A 22,024-nucleotide genomic window follows, 5' to 3' on the forward strand; every position below is an offset into this window, starting at 1 on the left:
AGGCCCCGTGCCCGCAGCATCCCCTCGTGCCGTCGTCCGCCGCCGCGCCGTCGCGGCCGCGCCCGTCGCTCTCGTCGCCCTCGCGCTCACCGCGTGCGGGGGCGCGACGTCGCCCGGGGCCTCGGGGGGTGGCACGCCGACCTCGGCGTCGCCCACGTCGGCGTACCCGCTGACGATCGACAACTGCGGGACGTCCGTGACGTTCGAGACCGCCCCGACGCGGGTCGTGACGGTCAAGTCGTCGACGACCGAGATGCTGCTGGCGCTCGGCGCAGGCGACACGATCGTCGGCACCGCCTACCCGGACGGGCCTGCGCCCGCGCCGTGGACCGAGGCCGCCGCTGCGATCCCCGTGATCTCCGACAAGGTGCCGAGCAACGAGGTCGTGCTCGCCGAGGAGCCGGACCTCGTCTACGCGGGCTGGGAGTCCGTCTTCTCAGCCGACGGCGCGGGCGAGCGGGCATCGCTCGAGGCGCTCGGCGTGCGCACGCTCGTCGCACCGTCCGCGTGCAAGGAGAAGGAGTACCGCCCCGACCCGCTCACGTTCGACGACGTGTTCACCGAGATCGAGCAGGTCGGCCAGCTGATGGACCGCAGCGCCGAGGCCGAGACGCTCGTCGCGGCGCAGCGCGCCGACCTCGAGACGGTCGTGCCCGACGCGCGCGGGCTGAGCGCCCTGTGGTTCTCGTCCGGCTCGGACACGCCCTACGTCGGCGGCGGCATCGGCGCGCCCGCGCTCATCATGAAGACCGCGGGACTGACCAACATCGCCGCGGACATCGACGACTCGTGGGGCCCGATGGGCTGGGAGGCCGTCGCGGCCGCCGACCCCGACGTCATCGTCCTCGTCGACTCGCCGTGGAACAGCGCGGAGAAGAAGATCGGCATACTCGAGGGCTCCCCCGTGACCGCCGAGCTGAGCGCGGTCAAGAACGAGGCGTACGTCGTCGTGCCGTTCCCCGCGACGGAGGCAGGCGTGCGGACGGTGTCCGCCGCCGCGAGCGTCGCCGAGCAGCTCACGAAGCTGACGTTCGAGGACTGACGTGACCACGACGACCCGCTCCCCCGACGCACGCGCCACGTCGCCGCTCCCGGCGCCGCGTGCGCCGCGCGCGGGTGCGCGGACCGCGACGCTCGTCGTCGTGGGGTCGGTCGTCCTCGTCGTGAGCATCCTCCTCGCGGTGCTCGTCGGGCCCGCCGACCTGCGCCCCGGCGAGGTGTGGGCGTCGGTGCTGCACCACCTCGGCCTCGGTCCTGCGCCGTCGAGCGCGCTGCGCGACGCGATCATCTGGGACGGCCGTCTGCCGCGGACGCTCACGGCTGCTGCCGTCGGTGCGGGCCTCGCGACGTGCGGCGCCGTCATGCAGTCGCTCACGCGCAACCCGCTCGCCGACCCGTACCTGCTCGGGCTGTCGTCGGGCGCGTCGCTCGGGGCGGTCGTCGTGCTCGTCCTCGGCGCGGCGGTCGCGCTCCCGGTCGCGGCGTTCGCCGGGTCGTCGCTCGCCCTCGTCGCGGCCCTCGGGCTCGCGGGTGCCCTCGGCTCGCTCACCCCGACGCGCACGATCCTCGCCGGGCTCGCCGTGAGCCAGCTGTGCGCCGCGGCGACGAGCTTCGTCATCTTCTGGTCCGCGACGGGCGACTCGTACCGCGAGGTCCTGTCGTGGCTCATGGGCTCGGTCGCAGGGGCGACATGGTCGTCGGTCGCGATCGCCGCAGGGGCGCTGGCCGTCCTCGGGGTGCCGCTCGTGCTGGCCGGGAACGTGCTCGACGCGTTCACGTTCGGCGACGCGTCGGCGTCGAGCCTCGGTGTGCACGTGCCCGCCGCCCGTTGGGGGCTGCTCGGCGCGGTCGCGCTGCTGACGGGTGCGCTCGTGAGCGTCTCGGGGTCGATCGGCTTCGTGGGGCTGATCCTCCCCCACGCCGTGAAGGCGCTCACGGGCGGGCGGCACCGCGTCGTCCTGCCCGTCGTGGCGCTCGCCGGCGCGACGTTCCTCGTGTGGGCGGACACGATCGCGCGGACCGTCGTCGACCCGCGCGAGCTGCCCGTCGGCATCGTCACCGCGGCTGTGGGAGCGCCCGTCTTCGCGGCGATCCTGTGGCGCGGGCGGAAGGGTGTCGCATGAGCCCCGTGCCCGGCGCGGGCCTGCGCGTCACCGGGGCGACGTGGTCGGTCGAGGACCGTCGCGTCGTCGACGAGATCGCGTTCACGACGCCGGCGGGCACCGTGACCGGCGTCCTCGGGCCGAACGGCTCCGGGAAGTCGACCTTGCTGCGCGCCCTCGCGGGTGCGCTCCGGCTCGACGACGGCGAGGCGTCGTTCGGCGCGGACGACCTGCTGCGCATGCGCCGGCGCGAGCGCGCGCGCCGCGTCGCGCTCGTCGAGCAGGACTCCGCCCCCGACCGCTCGATCACCGTCCGCGCGGCCGTGCTGCTCGGGCGCATCCCGCACCGCTCGCTCCTCGCGGGCGACAGCACGGCCGACGACGCCGCCGCCATGACCGCGCTCGTGCGCGTCGGCATGGCGGACCTCGCCGACCGCGACCTCGCGACGCTCTCGGGCGGCGAGCGGCAGCGCGTCCACGTCGCGCGGGCGCTTGCGCAGGAGCCCGAGCTCATGCTGCTCGACGAGCCGACGAACCACCTCGACGTCTCGGCGCAGATCCGCGTCCTGGACCTCTTGCGCTCGTTGTCGGGCGAGGGCGTGACGGTCCTGACGGCGCTGCACGACCTCAACCTCGCGGCGTCCTACTGCGACCGCGTCGTGCTGCTCGCGCGCGGTCGCGTCGTGGCGGTCGGGACGCCGCTCGAGGTGCTCACGCCCGAGCTCGTCAAGCACGTCTACGACGTGCGCTGCGAGGTCCTCACGCACCCGACGACAGGCCGGCCGCTGCTCGCGTTCAGCGGCTGAGCGAGGCCTCACGAGCCGCCTACCTGGGCCGTTGCGGGGCTCTCCTGCTGCTCCTGTCCGCCACGCCACACCCGTCAGGGCTAGTACAAAGCGCTCAGGACCGGTAGTGTCGTCGTTGAAGTTGCTTTGTCTCTCGTGTCTTTGCCGCAGTGTGGGTCAGTGCCCGCGGATCTTGTTCTTCAAGAGTTGACTACGGATACACCGTGACGGACAGGGCTCCGAAGTGCGGAGCCCCTCCGATCCTCTTGAAGGAGATCACCATGACTGTTGGAACTGTGAAGTGGTTCAACGCTGAGAAGGGCTTTGGCTTCATCGCCCCCGAGGACGGCTCCGCCGACGTGTTCGCGCACTACTCCGCGATCGCGACGCAGGGCTACCGCTCGCTCGACGAGAACCAGCGCGTCGAGTTCGACGTGACCCAGGGCCCGAAGGGCCCGCAGGCGGAGAACATCCGCCCGCTCTGATCTGAACCGGTGACGCAGCGACGAGCCCTCGTGAGAGACGTTCGTCTGCGCTGATCCTCCCCGATGCCCCGGTCCTTGCGACCGGGGCATCGGTGCATATCCAGGCTCCCACGGGCAACGACGCCCGCCTGAGCAACCCGCACGACCGCCACGGCGACGACGCCCGGCACCTTTCTTGACCGCTCCGCAGCAGACCCCAGGAGGTCCTGTGAGCTCTACCACCCTCTCCACCACGCCCCCCGCCGACTCCCCGCGCGTCCGCCAGGTCAGCGACTACACGGACCTGGCCCGCGAGGTCCGCGAAGCCGGGCTCCTCAAGCGCAACTACCCCTACTACTGGGCGAAGCTCGTCGGGATGGTCGCGGTCTACGCCGCGCTCGTCACCGCCTTCGTCCTCATCGGCGACACGTGGTGGCAGCTCGTCACCGCCGCGGTGGCCGCCGTCGTCATGACCCAGGCCGCCTTCCTCGGGCACGACGCCGCGCACCGCCAGATCTTCGTCTCCGGCCGGTGGAACGACTGGACGAGCCTCGTCGTCGCGAACCTGTTCGTGGGACTGTCCTACGGCTGGTGGCAGCACAAGCACACCAAGCACCACGGGAACCCGAACAAGGAAGGTGTCGACCCTGACATCGACCTGCCCGTCCTCGCCTTCACGCCCGCCCAGGCGGACGCCCGCACGTCGCGCCTGACGCAGTGGTTCACGCGCCACCAGGGCTGGTTCTTCTTCCCCCTGCTGCTCCTCGAGGGTCTCGACCTGCACTACCAGGGCCTCAAGCGGGTCTTCGGCCGCGCCCCGATCGCGCGCCGCGGCGTCGAGATCGCGTTCCTCGGTGTGCGCCTCCTCGGTTACGTCGCGCTGGTCCTGTGGGTCCTGTCGCCGCTGACGGCGGTCGCGTTCTTCGCGGTCCACCTCGGTCTGTTCGGCCTCTACATGGGCGGCTCGTTCGCGCCCAACCACAAGGGCATGCCGATCGTCCCGAAGGACCTGCGGATCGACTTCCTGCGCCGCCAGGTGCTCATGAGCCGCAACGTCAAGGGCGGCCGGTTCATGGACGTCGCCCTCGGCGGCCTCAACTACCAGGTCGAGCACCACCTCTTCCCGTCGATCCCCCGCACGAGCCTGCGCCGCGCGAAGGTCATCGTCGAGCGCTTCTGCGCCGAGCGCGGCGTCACCTACACGGAGACGACGCTGTTCGCGTCGTACGGGATCGTCATCCGCTACCTCAACGAGGTCGGCCTCGGCGTGCGTGACACGTTCACGTGCCCGCTCGCCACGAGCATGCGCTGACGGTCGCCCCAGCGCGACGACGTACACCGCGAGGTCCTGCCCGGCTCGGGCAGGACCTCGCGTGCGTCCAGGGCGATGGCGACAGCCGCCCACGCCGTACCTGGGCGGACGACGCTCGGCTAGACGAACGCCGGGTCGGCGAGGATCGCGTCGATCTGGGTGAGCGCGGCAACCATGCCTTGCTCCTGGCCCATCGCGAGCAGCTGTTCCATCGCCTCGAGGGAGGTGAAGTAGCTGAGGATGGCCATCTCGGTCGTCCCGTCGTGCTCGTCGAACGTGACGATCATCGTCCCGGCGGGCATGGACTCGTCGGGGTTGCCGTCGCTGTCGGCGAACCCGTCGAGCACCTCCAGGCGGCGGGGCGGGTCGACCGCGACGATCTCCCAGAATCCGTAGAACTTCTCGCCCTCAGGGCTCGGCGAGGATCTCGCTCATCCGTTCGGTGCGGCTTCGCCCCACCCCCTCGAGGCCGTCGAGCAGCCGCGCTGCTCGACGGACCGTGTCGACGTCGCCACTGACGAGCTGCTCTCGTCCTCTGCGTCGCTTGGTCACCAGGCCGGCCTCCTCCAGCACGGCGACGTGCTTCTGCACGGCGGCGAAGCTCATCGGGTAGTGACGGGCGAGTGCGGACACCGAGTGCTCGCCCTGGAGCGTGCGCGTCACGATGTCGCGGCGCGTCACGTCGGCCAGCGCCCGGAAGACCCGGTCGACCCGTTCACTCTCCAGCACATCTACAACCATGCGGTTGTACATGAGCGGTCGAGCGTCCGCCGGTCATAGGTCCCGCCACCCAGCCCCGCGCCCGACGAGCAGCGCGCTAGTCCGCCGAGACTGCGTCGTCGCGGGCTGGCTCTTCCGCACGGGCGTCTGCGAAGCCACGCGCATACGCCTCGGCCGTCCCCTCGGAGAACAGGTCGTCCGCGCCGAGGCGAGGCAGGGTGCGGGCGCCCGGGCCGTCGTCGTCCGTCACCAGGTGGCCCAGGCCCCGCACGACGGCGACGGGTCGGCCCGTGACCTTGCCCTTGGCGAGGTCCGCGGCGGCGGCGATCTCGTCGGCGACGGCGCGCACCGTCATGCCGAGCTCGCGGCCCGCGCTGTCGCGGCGGCCCCGCTCGTCCTCGACGACGCGCACGCCGGCCGCACCGATCGCGAGGTCGACGAGGCCGTCGCGCCACACGCGCCCGGCCGTGTCCGTCACGACGACGCCGACGCGCACCCCGAGGACCGCGCGCAGCCCGGCGCGCAGCCGTGCCGCGGACGCGTCAGGGTCGAGCGGCAGCAGCAGCACGGTGCCCTCCGGCGTGTTCGACGCGTCGACCCCAGCGGCGGCCATGACGAGGCCGAGCCGGTTCTCGACGATGCGCAGCGGCGGCCCGTCGGGCCGCTCGCGCGTCGCGACGACGCGCACCGTCTCCGCGGTGATCGCGTCCTCGCGGTCGGCAGCCGCGACGACGCGCCCCTCGGCCTTCGACACGACCTTGCTCGCGACGACGACGACGTCGCCGTCCTCGAGCTCTGGGCACGACCTCGCGACGATCGCAGCCAGGTCGTCGCCCACGGCGACCTCGGGCACGCCGTCGGGCGCCCAGACCTGAAAACCTGCGCTCACCGCGACAGCTTGGGCAGCACGTCCTTGGCGAACACGTCGATCCACTCGCGCTGGTTGCGGCCCACGTTGTGCAGGTAGATGCGGTCGAACCCGAGGTCGACGTACTTCTGGATGTTCGCGCGGTGCACGTCGGGGTCGGACGAGATGACCATGCGGCCCTCGAAGTCCTCCGGTCGCACGAGGCGCGCGATCTGCTCGAACTCGAACGGCGAGCGGATGTCCGCCTTCGGGAACTTCATGCCGCCGTTGGGCCACTCGGTCATCGCGTTCGCGAGCGCCTCCTCGTCGGTCGGAGCCCACGACAGGTGGATTTGCAGCACCTTCGGCATCGACTCCGGGTCGCGACCCGACTCGCGCGCGCCGTCGTCGAACTTGCCGAACAGCATCGAGATCTTCTCGAGCGGCGCACCGACCGTGATGAGACCGTCCGCGTACTTGCCCGCCCGCTTCGCAGTGACGGGGCCAGCGGTCGCGACGAGGATCTCCGGCGGGACCTCGGGCATCGTCCACAGGCGTGTCGACTCGAGCTTGTAGAACTGCCCGGAGTGCTTCGTGTCCTTGCCCGCGAGCGAGGCCGTGAAGAGCTTCTTGATGATCTCGATCGCCTCGAACATGCGGTTGATCCGCTCGGGCGCCTCGGGCCAGTACTGACCGACGATGTGCTCGTTGAGCGCCTCCCCCGAGCCGAGCCCGAGCCAGTGCCGCCCCGGGTACATCGCGGCGAGCGTCGCGCTCGCCTGCGCGACCATCGCCGGGTGCCAGCGGAACGTCGGCGCCGTCACGCCGGGACCGATGTCGCCGCGCGTGCGCTCGCCGAGCGCGGAGAGCACGTTCCACACGAACGCGCTCTGCCCCTGCTGCGGCACCCACGGCTGGAAGTGGTCCGCAGCCATGACGCCCGAGAAGCCGAGGGACTCCGCGTACGCGGACAGCTCGACGATCTCGGTGGGGTGGAACTGCTCGAGCATGGCGGCGTAGCCGATGGTCAGGTCCATGAGCCGAGCCTAGCCGTCGCCCCGGACAGACGCCCCGGGGAAGCGCTCGCGCCCGCCCGGCTCGCCCTCGACCACGGAAGTTGCCTACCAGGGCCCTGGATCTGGGATCATGGGTTCTCATGAGCACTCCCGAGACCACCGGACCTGAGTCGACGCCCACCACGGGCATGCAGAACGGCGTCATCGCCGCCACCGTCGGCGAGGTACCCGACAAGGTCAGCCTCGACGGTCTCGAGGCGAAGCTCGACGAGCGCTGGGCCGCCGAGGGCACCTACTCGTTCGACCGTACGGCCGAGCGCGCGGACGTCTACTCGATCGACACCCCCCCGCCGACCGTCTCGGGATCGCTGCACGTCGGCCACGTGTTCTCCTACACGCACACCGACGTCGTCGCGCGCTTCCAGCGCATGCGCGGCAAGTCCGTCTTCTACCCGATGGGCTGGGACGACAACGGCCTGCCGACCGAGCGTCGCGTGCAGAACTACTACGGCGTGCGCTGCGACCCGTCGCTGCCCTACGTCGAGAACTTCGTGCCGCCGTTCGAGGGTGCCGAGGGCAAGAGCGTCAAGGCCGCCGACCAGCAGCCGATCAGCCGCAAGAACTTCGTCGAGCTGTGCGAGCGGCTGACGGCCGAGGACGAGAAGCAGTTCGAGGCGCTGTGGCGCCACCTCGGCCTCTCGGTCGACTGGTCGCACCACTACCAGACGATCGGCAAGCGGGCGCAGGCCACCGCGCAGACGGCGTTCCTGCGCAACCTCGCGCGCGGCGAGGCCTACCAGGCCGAGGCTCCGGGTCTGTGGGACGTGACGTTCCAGACCGCCGTCGCCCAGGCCGAGCTCGAGGCGCGCGACTACCCGGGCCACTTCCACAAGGTCGACTTCCACGCGCCCGACGGCACCGCCGTCCAGATCGAGACGACGCGCCCCGAGCTCCTCCCGGCGTGCGTCGCGCTCATCGCGCACCCCGACGACGAGCGCTACAAGCACCTGTTCGGCACGACCGTGACGTCCCCGCTCTTCGACGTCGAGGTGCCGGTCCTCGCGCACCCCGCGGCCGAGCCCGACAAGGGCGCGGGCATCGCGATGTGCTGCACCTTCGGCGACCTGACCGACGTCCAGTGGTGGCGCGAGCTGCAGCTGCCGACCCGCTCGATCCTGGGCCGCGACGGCCGCATCACGCGCGAGGTGCCGGCGTGGATCACGTCCGAGCGCGGCGTCGCGCTCTTCGAGGAGATCGCCGGCAAGACGACGTTCTCCGCGCGCGCGGCGATCGTCGAGGGGCTCAAGGAGTCCGGCGACCTCGCTGGCGACCCGGTCCCCACGCAGCGCAAGACCAACTTCTTCGAGAAGGGCGACAAGCCGCTCGAGATCGTCACGAGCCGCCAGTGGTACATCCGCAACGGCGGCCGCGACGCCGACCTCAACGCGGCGCTGCTCGCGCGCGGCGAGGAGCTCAAGTTCCACCCCGAGTTCATGGCGGTTCGCTACTCGAACTGGGTCGGCGGCCTCAACGGCGACTGGCTCATCTCGCGCCAGCGCTTCTTCGGCGTGCCGATCCCCGTCTGGTACCCCGTCGACGCCGAGGGCGAGCCCGTGTGGGACTCCCCGATCGTCCCCGACGAGGCGAGCCTGCCGATCGACCCGTCCTCCGACGTCCCGCCGGGCTACACCGCCGACCAGCGCGGCCAGGCCGGCGGCTTCGTGGGCGACCCCGACATCATGGACACCTGGGCCACGAGCTCGCTCACCCCGCAGATCGCCGGTGGCTGGCTCGACGACCCGGACCTGTTCAAGCGCGTCTTCCCGATGAACCTGCGCCCGCAGGGCCAGGACATCATCCGCACCTGGCTGTTCTCGACCGTCGTGCGATCGCACCTCGAGCACGGCTCGCTGCCGTGGACCGACGCCGCGATCTCCGGGTGGATCCTCGACCCGGACCGCAAGAAGATGTCGAAGTCCAAGGGCAACGTCGTCACGCCGATGGGCCTGCTCGAGGAGCACGGCTCTGACGCCGTGCGCTACTGGGCCGCCTCGGCGCGCCTCGGCACCGACGCGGCGTTCGAGGTCGGCCAGATGAAGATCGGCCGCCGCCTCGCGATCAAGATCCTCAACGCGTCGAAGTTCGCGCTGTCCTTCGCGGGCGAGGGCGAGGTCCGCCTCGACCCGAGCCTCGTGACCGTGCCGCTCGACCGCGCGATGCTCGCCGGCCTGGCCGACGTCGTCGATGCCGCGACGGAAGCGCTCGAGGCGTACGACCACACGCGTGCCCTCGAGATCTCGGAGACGTTCTTCTGGACGTTCTGCGACGACTACCTCGAGCTCGTCAAGGACCGTGCCTACGGCGGCGGCAGCGACGACGTGTCGGTCGAGACGCAGTCGGCGCGCGTAGCGCTCGCCCTCGCGCTCGACACGCTGCTGCGCCTGTTCGCGCCGGTGCTGCCGTTCGCGACCGAGGAGGTCTGGTCGTGGTGGCGCACCGGTTCGGTGCACCGCGCCCCGTGGCCCGTCTCGGGCGGCCTGCGCGTCGCTGCGGGTGACGCTCGCTTCGATGACCTGACGGCTGCGGGCAACGCTCTCGCCGCGCTGCGCAAGATCAAGTCCGAGGCGAAGGTCTCGATGCGCACGCCGATCCTCCTCGCGGAGCTCGCCGTGCCCGCCGCGGCGATCGCGGCGGTCGAGGCGGCCGTCACCGACATCCGTGGCGCCGGGCGCGTCACGGGCGAGCTGCAGCTCGTCGAGGCAGCCGAGGGTCAGGGCGACCCGAACGTCCAAGGCGGGCTCGTCGTCGTCCGCTCGGAGCTCGGCGAGGCCGAGGCGCGCAAGCCGCGCGGCTGAGCAGCACACCACCCACCGGGCGGGGGCGCCTGCGCGCCCCCGCCACCCGGACGCCGGTGGCGCCACCGCACGACGCCTCGCCCGACGCCTCAGGGACTCAACGAAAGGCCCCTCATGCGTGAGACCTCCTCTCCCGACCTCGTCGACGTGCCCGAGGGTTCGTCGCTCTGCACGATCCTCGCCCTGCGCGTCGCCGCGAACCCGGGCGGGGTGCTGATCGAGCGCAAGGCAGGGCTAGCCGGGGGCTGGTTCCCGGTCACCGCGCAGCGCTTCGCCGACGAGGTCGTCGAGGTGGCGAAGGGCCTCGTCGCCAAGGGCGTCCAGCCGGGCGACCGCGTCGCGATCATGTCGCGCACACGCTACGAGTGGACGCTGCTCGACTTTGCCTGCTGGTCCGCCGGCGCGGTGCCCGTGCCGGTCTACGAGACGAGCTCCGCGGACCAGGTGCGCTGGATCTGCTCCGACGCCGGGGTGAGCCTCGCCGTCGTCGAATCGTCCGCGCACGCGTCCCTCGTCGACGAGGCGCGCACCGACCTGCCCGACCTGCGTGAGGTCCTCGTCATCGAGAACGACGCGATCGAGGAGCTGCGCCGTGCCGGCGCGGAGGTCGACGACGCGGTCGTCGCGGAGCGGACCGAGGCGGTCCGCGGGGACGACCTCGCGACGATCATCTACACGTCGGGGACGACCGGCCGCCCGAAGGGTGCCGAGATCACGCACTGGAGCTTCGCGTACCTCGCGCGCAACGGCATCCGCTCGCTCCCCCAGGTGTGCACCGTCCCGGGCTCGCGCACGCTGCTGTTCCTGCCGCTCGCGCACGTCTTCGCGCGGTACATCCAGATCGTCGCGATCTCGTCGGGCTCGGTGCTCGGCCACACGCCTGACACGCGCAACCTGCTGCCTGACCTGAGCACGTTCAAGCCGACCTACCTGCTCGCGGTGCCGCGCGTGTTCGAGAAGGTCTACAACGCGTCGGAGCAGAAGGCCGGCTCGGGCGCGCCGCTCAAGCTGTTCCGCTGGGCGGCGAAGGTCGCGATCCAGACGTCGCGCGCGTGGGACACCCCGCAGGGCCCTTCGCTCGCGCTCAAGGCGCAGCACCGGCTCGCGAGCGCGCTGCTGTTCTCGAAGCTCCGTGCCGCCCTCGGCGGCCAGGCGAAGTACGCGATCTCGGGCGGCGCGCCGCTCGGCGAGCGTCTCGGGCATTTCTACCGCGGCATCGGCCTGACGATCCTCGAGGGCTACGGGCTCACCGAGACGACGGCGCCCACGGCGGTCAACCGCCCCGACAAGCTCAAGGTCGGCACCGTGGGCGCGCCCTTCGCGGGGACGAGCCTGCGGATCGACGACGACGGCGAGGTCCTCGTCAAGGGACCGCACGTCTTCCGGGGCTATCGCAACAACCCCGAGGCGACGGCGGAGGCGTTCACGGACGGCTGGTTCCGCACGGGCGACCTCGGCACGATCGACGACGACGGGTTCCTGCAGATCACGGGCCGCAAGAAGGAGATCATCATCACCGCGGGCGGGAAGAACGTCGCCCCGGCGGTGCTCGAGGACCGCTTCCGCGGTCACCCGCTCGTGAGCCAGTGCGTCGTCGTCGGCGACCAGCGCCCGTTCATCGCGGCGCTCGTGACGCTCGACGCCGAGATGCTGCCGGGCTGGCTCGCGTCGCACGGGCTACCAGGCATGTCGGTCCCCGAGGCGGCCGAGCACCCGGAGGTGCTCGCCGCGCTGCACCGTGCGGCGGAGCGGGCGAACAAGGCTGTCTCTCGAGCCGAGTCCATCCGCAAGGTGAGGGTCCTGACGACGGACTTCACCGAGGAGAACGGCTATCTGACGCCGTCGCTCAAGGTGAAGCGGTCGCTCGTGCTCAAGGACTTCGCGGACCAGGTGGACGCGATCTACGGGTGACGCCGCGGGGGTACCACATGTGGATCGCCTCACACACATACTCAGGACCATGTCTCACGTCTCGGTTGTATATGTATGATGTGCTCGGAATAATCATTCACGATCAGACGTCAGGACGCTCATGACCTCCCTCAAGCACCTCGTCCCCGCCCTCGCCGTCGGCGCCCTCATGCTCACCGGCTGCTCCTCGACCGAGTCTCCGACCACCCCCGCGACCGACGCGTCGGGCGCTCCCGCCATCGCGCTCGTCAAGGGCGACGTCCTCACGGTGTGCACCAACCCGCCGTTCGAGCCGTTCGAGTTCATCGAGGGCGACAAGATCGTCGGCCTCGACATGGACCTCACTGCGGAGATCGCGAAGGACCTCGGCGTCGAGCAGCAGGTCATCACCACCGGCTTCGACGCGATGGAGTCCGGCGCCGCCCTGAACACCAGCCAGTGCGACGTCGTCGCGACCGGCATGTCGATCACCGAGGGACGCAAGGCCAACATCGACTTCTCGGAGCCGTACTTCGCCGCCGACCTGGGTCTGCTCGTCAAGGCAGGCTCGGACATCGCGTCCGAGGCGGACCTCGAGGGCAAGAAGATCGGCGTCCAGAAGGCCACGGTCGGCGACACCTGGGTGGCCGACAAGGGCCTCACGGGTGTCCAGTTCGACGACCTCGGGCTCCAGATCCAGGCCCTGAAGACCGGCCAGGTCGACGCGGTCATCAACGACTACGCGGTCCTCGGCACGTACGAGAGCGACGAACTCGCGATCGTGGCGACGCTCCCGACCGACGACGTGTACGGCATCGCCGTGAAGAAGGGCAACACCGCCCTCCTGGAGAAGGTCAACGCGACACTCGCCCGCGTGAAGTCGGACGGCACGTGGACCACGATCCACACCGACCGCTTCGGCTTCGCCCCGGCCGAGGACTGAGCACACCATGACGTCACCGGCTCCCGCCGCCGCCCGGACCGCCCCGGCCCGGGCGCGGCTGAGTCCGCGCCGCCGAGCGCTGATCTCTCGTGTCGTCCAGTATGCGGTGCTCGTCATCGTCCTGGGCGCCGCCGCCCTGGCGATCGACTGGGACAACGTCGGTACCAACATCTTCAACCCTGACGCCGCGCGCGCCGTCCTGCCGCAGCTGCCCAAGGCGTTCCTCAACACGGTCACGTACACGATCGCCGCGTTCGCGGTGGGTATCGCGCTCGGCACGCTGCTCGCACTCATGCGGCTGTCGTCCGTGGGGCTCTACCGCGCGATCGCGACCGCCTACGTCGAGTTCTTCCGGGGCATCCCCGCACTGCTGTTCGTCCTCACCGTCGGGTTCGGCGTGCCCTACGCGTTCGGTGTCCAGTTCGACTCGGTCGTCACCAAGGTCGCGATCGGGCTAGGCATGGTGTCGGCCGCGTACATCGCGGAGACGCTCCGTGCAGGTCTGCAGGCCGTCCCCAAGGGTCAGATCGAGGCGGCGCGATCGCTCGGCATGTCCCACACGCGCACGATGGTGACGATCGTGATCCCGCAGGCCTTCCGCATCGTCCTGCCGCCGATGACCAACGAGGTCATCCTCCTGACCAAGGACACGGCCCTCGTGTTCGGACTCGGCCTCACAGCAGCCGACTTCGAGCTCACGAAGATCGGGTCCAACGCCCTGTCGAGCCCGGCAGGCGGCGGCATGACGGCGCTCTTCGTCGTGGGCTTCTGCTACCTCATCATCACCATCCCGCTGGGATACCTCGCGCGGAAGCTCGAGGCCAAGGGCGCTAGGAGCCGCGCATGAACGCCACGACGCCGGTCGTGCAGATCAGCGACCTGCACAAGTCCTACGGGCCCCGCGAGGTGCTCACGGGCGTCGACCTGACCGTCGAGCAGGGCGAGGTCGTGTGCGTCATCGGGCCGTCCGGCTCGGGAAAGTCGACGCTGCTGCGCTGCGTCAACCAGCTCGAGACGGCCACCTCGGGATCGATCGTCGTCCTCGACACGGAGATCACCGACCCGGACGTCGACATCGACGTCGTGCGCACGCACGTCGGCATGGTGTTCCAGGGCTTCAACCTTTTCGCACACCTGACAGTGCTCGAGAACTGCACGATCGCACAGCGCAAGGTCCTGAAGCGCTCGAAGGAGGAGGCGGAGCGCATCGCTCTGCAGAACCTCGAGCGCGTCGGCCTGGGCGACCGGGGCGCCGCGCACCCCGCGCAGCTCTCCGGCGGCCAGCAGCAGCGCGTCGCGATCGCCCGTGCGCTCAGCATGGACCCGCAGCTCATGCTGTTCGACGAGCCGACGTCAGCCCTCGACCCCGAGCTCGTCGGCGACGTGCTCGCCGTCATGCGCGAGCTCGCCGAGGGCGGTATGACGATGATGGTCGTCACGCACGAGATGGCGTTCGCCCGCGAGGTCGCCGACCGCGTCGTCTTCATCGACGGCGGCGTCATCGTCGAGCAGGGCCCGCCCGCCGAGGTGATCGGCAACCCGCAGGAGCCGCGCACGCGGCTCTTCCTCGAGCGGGTCCTCGACCCGACCCGGGCCCACCCGGGCGACGAGGACTGACGATGCCGTCGCGCCGCTCGCTCGAGTCGGACAGCCCGGGATCCTGACGACGCGAGGGGCGCGGTGCACCAGCACCGCGCCCCTCGCGCTCTCCGGCGCCTGACGCGCCGACTCAGGCGTTGACGGTCGCCTTGGGCGCCGTCGGCCGCGACAGGCTTGTGAGCCCTTCACGCGGGGTCGTCGCGTCGTGCCACCGCAGCAGCGCGCCCACGCCCTCGCGGGGTGACCGCTCCGCGGGAGCGAACGTGAGGCCTGCGTCCTGGGCGATCGCGCTGCGCAGCAGCGCCACGGACGCGGGCAGCTCGCGCAGGTTCTCGACGCCCAGGTCTTCGAGCTCGGCGCGGGACACGGCGATCTCGAACGGGTCGTCGCCGACCCAGACGCTGCCCGTGACGACCGTCTGCTGCGCGACCTCCGCGGAGACGACCAGCTCTTCGACCTGGCCCTTGCGCAGCACGTCGACGACGTCGGCGAGGGACGACACGGCGCGGCCGCCCTTGCCGTGGTGCTCCTCGAACTTCTCGAGCACACGCTCGCGTCGCTTGGCGCGGCAGGCCTCGAGCGCTTCCTCGACCTGCTGCTGGAACGCGCTCTCCTTCGCGCCCGGCCCGCGGCTGCCGCCCTGCACGACGACGGCGAGGGCCTTCGCGCGCTGCCCGAGCGCTGCCTCGACCAGGCTCACGGCCCGCTTGTCGCCCGACAGGACGATCGCCTCGGGAGCGTCGCGCGCGACAAGCCCGTCGAGCGCGGCCGCGACCTCCTCGGCGTTGCGCTCCCACGAGTCGATCGCACGGTTCTCGATACGGCCCTCGGACGTGCCGCCGGCACGGACGTTCTCGATCTCGTCGTGGCCGCCCTCGACGGTCGCGTGCCAAGCGACGTCGGCGGCGCCCCAGCCTTGCCGCACGATGTCGGCACCGCTGCGGTCCACGAGCACGACGACGTGGTCGACGTTCTCGTCGCCGTACAGGGAGGCGAGCAGCAGCTCGGGGACGGAGCCGCGCGTCGCCGTCGAGGTGACCGGGGCGACGCGGACGAGACGGTCGACGAGGATGCCCTCGTCATCGGTGGCGACGATGACGCGGCCTCGGGCTCCGGGACGGCGAACGGGGCGTCCGAGCGCCTCGTCGAGCTCGCTGAGGAGCGACGTGGGCGTTCCTGCTTCTTCGAGCGTCCGGTGCAGGGAGCGCCATCGCTCCTCCACCTCCCGGTCGGCTCGGCCACCCTCTCGCGTCACGTCGATCGAGACGGTGGTGAACGGGGCCTTGCGGCCCAGCAGCGGACGGATCCAGTCAAGCTTCATCGCGACCCTCGTTTCGCCGTGGCCGGCCCGGGGTGGCCAGCCGTCCCTCTACTCTCTGACGGAACGACGAAGCCCGCCACCCTCGGGCGAGGGAAGCGGGCTCGGTGCGGGTGTCTTCTAGGAGTAGATGTCGAGGACGGGCGCCTCTCCGCCCTGCTCGTCGGCGATGAGCTGGTGGCGGCGCTTGACCTCGGTGACGATGAACGTGCGGAAACGCTCGGCGAAGACGGGGTCGAGGCCGGCGCTCGCCGCGATCTGGGCGAGCCGCTCGATCTGTTGCGTCTCCCTGGCGAGGTCCTCGGGCGGCAGCCCGCCTTGTGCCTTGAGCTCGCCGACGCGCTGGGTGCACTTGAAGCGCTCGGCGAGCAGGTACATGAGTGCGCCGTCGATGTTGTCGATCGAGTGGCGCAGCCGGACGATCTCCTGGGGCAGCTCGGGGGTGGTCTCCCCCATCAGGCGCTCTTCTCGCGGTGCACGTCGTCGGCACGCATGACGAGCGTGGGCTCGCCCTCGCCGAGCACCACGTCCCGGTCGACGATCACGCGGTCGATGTCCTCGCGGCTGGGGATGTCGAACATGATCGGCTGGAGGGTCTCCTCGAGGATCGCGCGCAGGCCGCGGGCGCCGGTCTTGCGCTCGAGCGCCTTGGCGGCGATCGTCACGAGCGCGTCCTCGGTGAGCTCGAGCTCGACGCCGTCGATCTCGAACATGCGCCGGTACTGCTTGACGAGCGCGTTGCGCGGCTGCGTGAGGATGCTGACGAGGGCGTCCTCGTCGAGCTTCGACACGGACGTGACGACGGGCAGACGACCGATGAACTCGGGGATGAGGCCGAACTTCACGAGATCCTCGGGCCGGACCTCACCGAAGAGGTCACCTTCCTCGTCGGAGTCCATCGGAGCGCCGAAGCCGACGCCGCGCTTGCGGACGCGCTGCGCGATGATCTCCTCGAGGCCCGCGAACGCTCCCGCCACGATGAACAGGACGTTCGACGTGTCGATCTGGATGAACTCCTGGTGCGGGTGCTTGCGACCACCCTGCGGCGGCACCGAGGCGACGGTTCCCTCGATGATCTTCAGCAGCGCCTGCTGCACACCCTCGCCGGAGACGTCGCGGGTGATCGACGGGTTCTCGGACTTCCGGGCGATCTTGTCGACCTCGTCGATGTAGATGATGCCCGTCTCGGCCTTCTTGACGTCGAAGTCGGCCGCCTGGATGAGCTTCAGGAGGATGTTCTCGACGTCCTCGCCGACGTAGCCGGCCTCGGTGAGCGCGGTCGCGTCGGCGATCGCGAACGGGACGTTGAGCATCTTCGCGAGCGTCTGCGCGAGGTAGGTCTTGCCGGTCCCGGTGGGGCCGATGAGCAGGATGTTCGACTTGGCGATCTCGACCTGGTCGTCGTCGTCCGCCGTGGGCTTGCCGGTCAGGCCAGCCTGGATCCGCTTGTAGTGGTTGTACACGGCGACGGCGAGGGCACGCTTGGCGGCGTCCTGCCCGACGATGTACTGGCTGAGGAAGTCGAAGATCGTGCGGGGCTTGGGCAGCTCGGCGAGTCCTGTCTCGACGGACTCGGTGAGCTCCTCCTCGATGATCTCGTTGCACAGCTCGATGCACTCGTCGCAGATGTAGACGCCCGGTCCGGCGATGAGCTTCTTGACCTGCTTCTGCGACTTCCCGCAGAAGGAACACTTGAGCAGGTCGGCGCCGTCTCCGATGCGTGCCAAAGCGTTACCCCTTCCAGCGCCGTCGCTCCGTGCGAGAGACGACTGTCTAGTCCATTGCACACCACCGGAGCGCCGATGTCAGGTGCGACGCTCCGGCGGAGGTGTCAGGCCTTCGGCAGGGCCGGAGCCTTGCGGCTCTGCATCACCTGGTCGACGATGCCGTAGTCGGCGGCCTGCTGGGCCGAGAGGATCTTGTCGCGCTCGATGTCCTGGCGGACCTGCTCAACGGGGTTGCCCGTGTGCAGGGCGAGCGTGTCCTCGAGCCACTCGCGCATGCGGATGAGCTCGTTCGCGTGGATCTCGATGTCCGAGGCCTGGGCGTAGCCGCCACCCTCCATCGCGGGCTGGTGGATCAGCACGCGCGCGTTCGGCAGGGCGAGGCGCTTGCCCGGCTGGCCGGCGGCGAGGAGCACGGCCGCGGCGGAGGCCGCCTGGCCGAGGCACACCGTCTGCACCTGCGACTTGATGTACTGCATCGTGTCGTAGATCGCCGTCATCGCGGTGAACGAGCCGCCGGGCGAGTTGATGTACATGTTGATGTCACGGTCGGGGTCCTGGCTCTCGAGGACGAGGAGCTGGGCCATGACGTCGTCAGCGGACGCGTCGTCGACCTGGACGCCGAGGAAGATGATGCGGTCCTCGAACAGCTTCGCGTAAGGGTCCTGACGCTTGAAGCCGTAGGGGGTGCGCTCCTCGAAGCTGGGGAGCACGTACCGGTTGGACGGGCCTGCGGGGGCCATGCCTCCGGCGAGGGCGGCGCCGTAGGGGCCGGCCAGCCGCTGGGCGGTGGAGATGTACTGGGACTCGATGCTCACTGGTTTCTCCTGGAAGCTCGGTGACCTGGGGTGGGGGGCGGACGCGTCAGGCGTTCGCCGTGCCGCCGCCGCCAGGGACGGAACCGGCGTGGGTGACGACGTGGTCGATGAAGCCGTACTCGAGGGCCTCGGCTGCGGTGAACCAGCGGTCGCGGTCGGAGTCCTGGTTGATCTGCTCGACGCTCTTGCCGGTCTGCTCGGCGATGAGCTCGGCGAGGACGCGCTTCATGTGGAGGATCAGCTCCGCGTTGATGCGCACGTCGGTCGCGGTGCCGCCGATGCCGCCGGAGGGCTGGTGCATCATGACGCGTGCGTGCGGCGTCGCGAAGCGCTTGCCCTTGGCGCCGGAGGAGAGCAGGAACTGCCCCATCGACGCGGCCATGCCCATGGCGACGGTCGCGACGTCGGGCTGGATGAACTGCATCGTGTCGTAGATCGCCATGCCTGCGGTGATCGAGCCACCGGGCGAGTTGATGTACAGGAAGATGTCCTTGTCGGGGTCCTCCGCGGCGAGCAGCATCATCTGCGCGCAGATCGCGTTGGCGTTCTCGTCGCGCACCTCCGAGCCGAGCCAGATGATGCGCTCCTTGAGGAGCCTGTTGTAGATGGAGTCGTTCAGGCCCAGGCCTGCCACGTCACCGCGGGCTGCCACCGGCATCTGCTCGTTCACGCTCATCTCCCTATGTATGGGTTTCACCTTCGACGACCCTAACGCGGGAGCACCGTCGTCCCTGCCCGCTGGAGGGCCCTTTTCGCTTTGGGCGCACATGCTCTGCCGGGACGGTCCGGGTAGCGCGAAGGCCGCGCCCGTCGGGGCGCGGCCTTCGCGGTGCTCGTGCGGGAGCGGGGAGGCTCAGGCCTCCTCGGACTCCTCGGACTCCTCGGCGGCAGCCTCAGCGGCCTCCTCGACGGCCGAGACGGCGGCGTCGTCCTCGTCGGAGCCGATGAACTCGGACAGGTCGACGACGTTGCCCGACGCGTCCTTGACCTCGATCTGGCGCAGCGCGACGGCGAGGGCCTTCGAGCGGGCGACCTCTCCGACGATCTGCGGGATCTGGCCGGAGCCGTCGATCTGCTTGATGAACTCGTTCGGGTCCATGCCGTACTGGCGCGCAGCACCGAGCAGGTACTCGAGGAGCTCGCCCTGCGCGACCTTGACGTCGAGGCTCTCGGCGAGGGTGTCGAGCAGGATCTGGTTCGTGATCGCGGTCGTGGCCTCGGTGGTGACCTCGGCACGGTGCTCGTCGTCCTCGAGACGACCCTCGGACTCGAGGTGGCGGTGGACCTCGGCCTCGACGACGCCGGACGGGACCGGGATCTCGACGGCGGCCTTGAGGGCCTCGAGGAGCGCGTCGCGGGCCTGCACGGCCTGGTTGGACGTCTTCATGGACGCGACCTGCTTGCGCAGGTCCTCGTCGAGCTCGGCGATCGTGTCGAACTCGGAGGCCAGCTGGGCGAACTCGTCGTCAGCCGCGGGCAGCTCGCGGGTCTTCACCGAGGTGGCGGTGACCGAGATGGTCGCCTCCTTGCCCTCGTGCTCGCCGCCGGCGAGGGCGGAGGTGAAGGTGGTCGACTCGCCGGCCGAGAGGCCGATGAGCGCCTCGTCGAGGCCGTCGAGCATGGTGCCCGAGCCGATCTGGTACGACGTGCCGGAGATCGAGTCGATCTCCTCGTCGTCGATCTTGGCGGACATGTCGATGACGACGAAGTCGCCGTCCTGCGCGGGGCGGTCGACGCCCACGAGGGAGCCGAAGCGCTCGCGCAGAGCGTCACGACGCTCGGTGACGTCCTCGTCGGTGACCTCGACGTCGTCGACCGTGATGTTCAGCGACGACAGCTCGGGGATCTCGATCGTCGGGCGGACCTCGACCTCGGCGGTGAAGTGCAGCTCACCGTCGGTCTCGGACGGGTCCGGAACCTTCGTGACCTCGACGGTCGGCTGCGCGAGCGGGCGGAGCTCGTGCTCGCGGATGGCGTCGGAGTAGAAGCCCGGGAGGCCCTCGTTGATGGCGTGCTCGAGGACCGCGCCACGACCGAAGCGCTGGTCGATGATGCGTGCGGGGACCTTGCCCTTGCGGAAGCCGGGGACCGTGACGTCCTTGGCGATGTGCTCGTAGGCGTGGTCGATGCTCGGCTTGAGCTCGTCGTACGCCACCTCCACGGTCAGCTTGACCTTGGTGGGCTCCAGGTTCTCGACGGCGCTCTTCACTTGCTGATCTCCAGATGATCGGGGGCCGACCGGGCAGACGCACCGGCGCGCGGGTAACCAGACGATCCTACGGCATCGGCGCGCATCCGCGTACGGGACCTGAGCGGCCTCCTCGTCACGCGCCTGCAGCGTCGAGGAACCTCCGCCAGCCCGACGCGCGCCTCGCAGCGAAAGCGCACCGCTGTCACACACGTCGGCGACCCGCCGTGGCAAGGGCATCGGCCACCTGCCACACGGTCGCCTCTGCCCGGGATCTCGCCTGCCGGCTCTCGGAAGGTCTCAGGGAGCTGGTTGCACGTACACGCGGGCGGCACTCTACAGACCGCGCTCTTCTTCGCTCGGGAACGGAACACAAGGTGCCGATTGATCGGTAGGCGGCCGTGGGCCGGCACCGATGACAAGGAGAGCGACGATGGCCTGGCTCGATGACTCGACCGCGGCGAAGACCGAACCGGTCAACGCGTGGTTGATCGTGGGCGACAAGGAACCACCAGCGCCGCGGCGCACCTGGCGTGTGTTCGGTCGATCGCGGGCGGGAGGCACATGGACGGGTCCGTCGCAGGCGCGTCCCCGGGATGTCCCGTTCCTGTACATGATGGCGCCGCACAAGGCGGTGCGGTTCGTCGCGCGGGTCACCGGTGAGCCGTTTCGGGACCGCACCGCGGCCATCGACGCAGAACGTGAGGTTGCGTCCAACCAGTGGCTGGTCCCCACTCGACTTTCCGCCTGTGAGGTTCAAGAAGCTCGACGACCTGCGTGGCGGAGGACTCATCCTGCGCGGCAAGCCGCGCACGTACTTGACGCCGGACACGGTGGCGAAGATCCGTGCGCTCATGAAGCAACGGGCCGGCGACGCGGCATCTGACTCGTGGGAGCAGGTGGTGCAGGTGCCTGTGGGTGACCCGGGACGCCCAGAGCCCTCGACCATGACACTCGAGCAGTGGGCCGTTGAGGAGTTCATCGTCGCCCCCGTTGCTACGCATGGTCTTCGACGGCGTCGAGGGCTACAAGGCTGAACGGCAGCAGCGCCACAAGGACGTCGGTATCCCGGACTGGGAGCTCGTGCGTGACGGGCAGCGGCTCGGAGTCGTCGAGACGAAGCTGAAGGTCGCCCCAGCCCGGTCGTGGGACACGTCGGCCCGGGCGCGAGAGCTGACGCGGTACATGCGCCACCTCGAGGTCCCGGGCATGCTCATCGACTCGCAGCGCGCCCACTTGTTCCGCCGCGGCGAGAGCAACCCGGTGAGGACGATCGAGCGGCGCAGCGTGACCGCCTCGGACCTGTCAGCGATCCGAGAGCACTTCCTCGCCGGGTGAGCGTCGCACCGGTGAGGCGCCGCCGTCTCTCCACGTAGCCGGTCGAATTAGCCAGCGTCAGCTCAAGCGCCTCCGGAGATCGCTTGCGACCATCACACGTGATCG

Annotated in this window: 22 protein-coding genes; 12 read left to right on the plus strand and 10 right to left on the minus strand. The window is 70.2% G+C overall.

Translation table 11 applies throughout. From position 1 onward, the window contains the following. The first annotated feature begins 7 nt into the window (after nt 1-7). The 5 genes from ATL41_RS03460 to ATL41_RS03480 all read left to right on the plus strand — a co-directional run bounded on the left by ATL41_RS03460 (nt 8) and on the right by ATL41_RS03480 (nt 4,663). A complete protein-coding gene (locus tag ATL41_RS03460) occupies nt 8-1,042 on the plus strand; it encodes a putative F420-0 ABC transporter substrate-binding protein (protein WP_098457225.1) in 1,035 nt (344 codons plus the stop codon). Between the two features lies 1 nt (nt 1,043). After that, nucleotides 1,044-2,123 carry a putative F420-0 ABC transporter permease subunit gene (locus tag ATL41_RS03465; RefSeq protein WP_098457226.1) on the plus strand — a complete coding sequence of 360 codons (1,080 nt, stop codon included), beginning with the start codon at nt 1,044-1,046 and terminating at the stop codon, nt 2,121-2,123. Continuing rightward, nucleotides 2,120-2,908 carry an ATP-binding cassette domain-containing protein gene (locus ATL41_RS03470; protein WP_098457227.1) on the plus strand — a complete coding sequence of 263 codons (789 nt, stop codon included), beginning with the start codon at nt 2,120-2,122 and terminating at the stop codon, nt 2,906-2,908. Before ATL41_RS03465 ends, ATL41_RS03470 begins: the two co-directional genes overlap by 4 nt. A gap of 260 nt (nt 2,909-3,168) precedes the next feature. After that, nucleotides 3,169-3,372 carry a cold-shock protein gene (locus tag ATL41_RS03475; RefSeq protein WP_098457228.1) on the plus strand — a complete coding sequence of 68 codons (204 nt, stop codon included), beginning with the start codon at nt 3,169-3,171 and terminating at the stop codon, nt 3,370-3,372. A gap of 208 nt (nt 3,373-3,580) precedes the next feature. Beyond that, nucleotides 3,581-4,663, plus strand: a complete 1,083-nt coding sequence (locus ATL41_RS03480) for a fatty acid desaturase family protein (protein ID WP_181010226.1) — start codon at nt 3,581-3,583, stop codon at nt 4,661-4,663. Between the two features lie 119 nt (nt 4,664-4,782). On the opposite strand, the gene ATL41_RS03485 is transcribed toward ATL41_RS03480, so the two are convergent. From ATL41_RS03485 to ATL41_RS13280, 4 genes are all read right to left on the minus strand, one after another. Next, nucleotides 4,783-5,043 (minus strand): SRPBCC family protein, encoded by a 261-nt coding sequence (locus ATL41_RS03485; protein ID WP_098457229.1) that lies wholly within the window; start codon nt 5,041-5,043, stop codon nt 4,783-4,785. A gap of 28 nt (nt 5,044-5,071) precedes the next feature. Continuing rightward, entirely contained in the window at nt 5,072-5,404 is a 333-nt protein-coding gene (locus tag ATL41_RS03490) for an ArsR/SmtB family transcription factor (RefSeq protein WP_098458905.1), read from the minus strand. Nucleotides 5,405-5,480: 76 nt separating this feature from the next. Then, nucleotides 5,481-6,272 carry a coenzyme F420-0:L-glutamate ligase gene (locus ATL41_RS13275; RefSeq protein ID WP_098457230.1) on the minus strand — a complete coding sequence of 264 codons (792 nt, stop codon included), beginning with the start codon at nt 6,270-6,272 and terminating at the stop codon, nt 5,481-5,483. Next, nucleotides 6,269-7,267, minus strand: a complete 999-nt coding sequence (locus tag ATL41_RS13280) for a TIGR03557 family F420-dependent LLM class oxidoreductase (protein ID WP_098457231.1) — start codon at nt 7,265-7,267, stop codon at nt 6,269-6,271. The genes ATL41_RS13275 and ATL41_RS13280 overlap by 4 nt, the downstream gene beginning before the upstream one ends. 119 nt (nt 7,268-7,386) lie before the next feature. Here ATL41_RS13280 and valS point away from each other — a divergent pair, with 119 nt between their 5' ends. From valS to ATL41_RS03525, 5 genes are all read left to right on the plus strand, one after another. Next, a complete protein-coding gene (gene valS, locus ATL41_RS03505; RefSeq protein WP_098457232.1) occupies nt 7,387-10,101 on the plus strand; it encodes a valine--tRNA ligase in 2,715 nt (904 codons plus the stop codon). Nucleotides 10,102-10,215: 114 nt separating this feature from the next. After that, a complete protein-coding gene (locus ATL41_RS03510; protein ID WP_098457233.1) occupies nt 10,216-12,012 on the plus strand; it encodes an AMP-dependent synthetase/ligase in 1,797 nt (598 codons plus the stop codon). Between the two features lie 121 nt (nt 12,013-12,133). Then, nucleotides 12,134-12,934 carry a transporter substrate-binding domain-containing protein gene (locus ATL41_RS03515; RefSeq protein WP_098457234.1) on the plus strand — a complete coding sequence of 267 codons (801 nt, stop codon included), beginning with the start codon at nt 12,134-12,136 and terminating at the stop codon, nt 12,932-12,934. Between the two features lie 7 nt (nt 12,935-12,941). Continuing rightward, entirely contained in the window at nt 12,942-13,781 is an 840-nt protein-coding gene (locus ATL41_RS03520) for an amino acid ABC transporter permease (protein WP_098457235.1), read from the plus strand. Continuing rightward, entirely contained in the window at nt 13,778-14,551 is a 774-nt protein-coding gene (locus ATL41_RS03525) for an amino acid ABC transporter ATP-binding protein (protein WP_098457236.1), read from the plus strand. Before ATL41_RS03520 ends, ATL41_RS03525 begins: the two co-directional genes overlap by 4 nt. 112 nt (nt 14,552-14,663) lie before the next feature. Here the strand turns inward: ATL41_RS03525 and ATL41_RS03530 are convergent, their stop codons facing one another. The 6 genes from ATL41_RS03530 to tig form a co-directional block, all read right to left on the minus strand. Further along, nucleotides 14,664-15,854 (minus strand): baeRF2 domain-containing protein, encoded by a 1,191-nt coding sequence (locus tag ATL41_RS03530; RefSeq protein ID WP_098457237.1) that lies wholly within the window; start codon nt 15,852-15,854, stop codon nt 14,664-14,666. 117 nt (nt 15,855-15,971) lie between these two features. Continuing rightward, entirely contained in the window at nt 15,972-16,307 is a 336-nt protein-coding gene (locus tag ATL41_RS03535; RefSeq protein ID WP_098457238.1) for a chorismate mutase, read from the minus strand. Next, a complete protein-coding gene (clpX, locus tag ATL41_RS03540; RefSeq protein WP_098457239.1) occupies nt 16,307-17,578 on the minus strand; it encodes an ATP-dependent Clp protease ATP-binding subunit ClpX in 1,272 nt (423 codons plus the stop codon). Before clpX ends, ATL41_RS03535 begins: the two co-directional genes overlap by 1 nt. A gap of 104 nt (nt 17,579-17,682) precedes the next feature. After that, complete coding sequence (locus tag ATL41_RS03545; RefSeq protein WP_098457240.1) at nt 17,683-18,393, minus strand: ATP-dependent Clp protease proteolytic subunit; 711 nt, start codon at nt 18,391-18,393, stop codon at nt 17,683-17,685. Nucleotides 18,394-18,439: 46 nt separating this feature from the next. After that, a complete protein-coding gene (locus tag ATL41_RS03550) occupies nt 18,440-19,069 on the minus strand; it encodes an ATP-dependent Clp protease proteolytic subunit (RefSeq protein WP_098457241.1) in 630 nt (209 codons plus the stop codon). A gap of 177 nt (nt 19,070-19,246) precedes the next feature. Beyond that, nucleotides 19,247-20,602, minus strand: coding sequence for a trigger factor (tig, locus tag ATL41_RS03555; RefSeq protein ID WP_098457242.1), 1,356 nt, complete (start codon nt 20,600-20,602; stop codon nt 19,247-19,249). 728 nt (nt 20,603-21,330) lie between these two features. Between tig and ATL41_RS13005 the strand changes: the two genes are divergently transcribed. Further along, nucleotides 21,331-21,618: a hypothetical protein gene (locus tag ATL41_RS13005; protein WP_143556557.1), complete on the plus strand. Its 288-nt coding sequence runs from the start codon at nt 21,331-21,333 to the stop codon at nt 21,616-21,618. Next, nucleotides 21,584-21,919, plus strand: coding sequence for a hypothetical protein (locus ATL41_RS03560; protein ID WP_098457243.1), 336 nt, complete (start codon nt 21,584-21,586; stop codon nt 21,917-21,919). Before ATL41_RS13005 ends, ATL41_RS03560 begins: the two co-directional genes overlap by 35 nt. Nucleotides 21,920-22,024: the final 105 nt, after the last annotated feature.

Source organism: Flavimobilis soli (genome assembly GCF_002564025.1).
GTDB lineage: Bacteria > Actinomycetota > Actinomycetes > Actinomycetales > Cellulomonadaceae > Flavimobilis > Flavimobilis soli.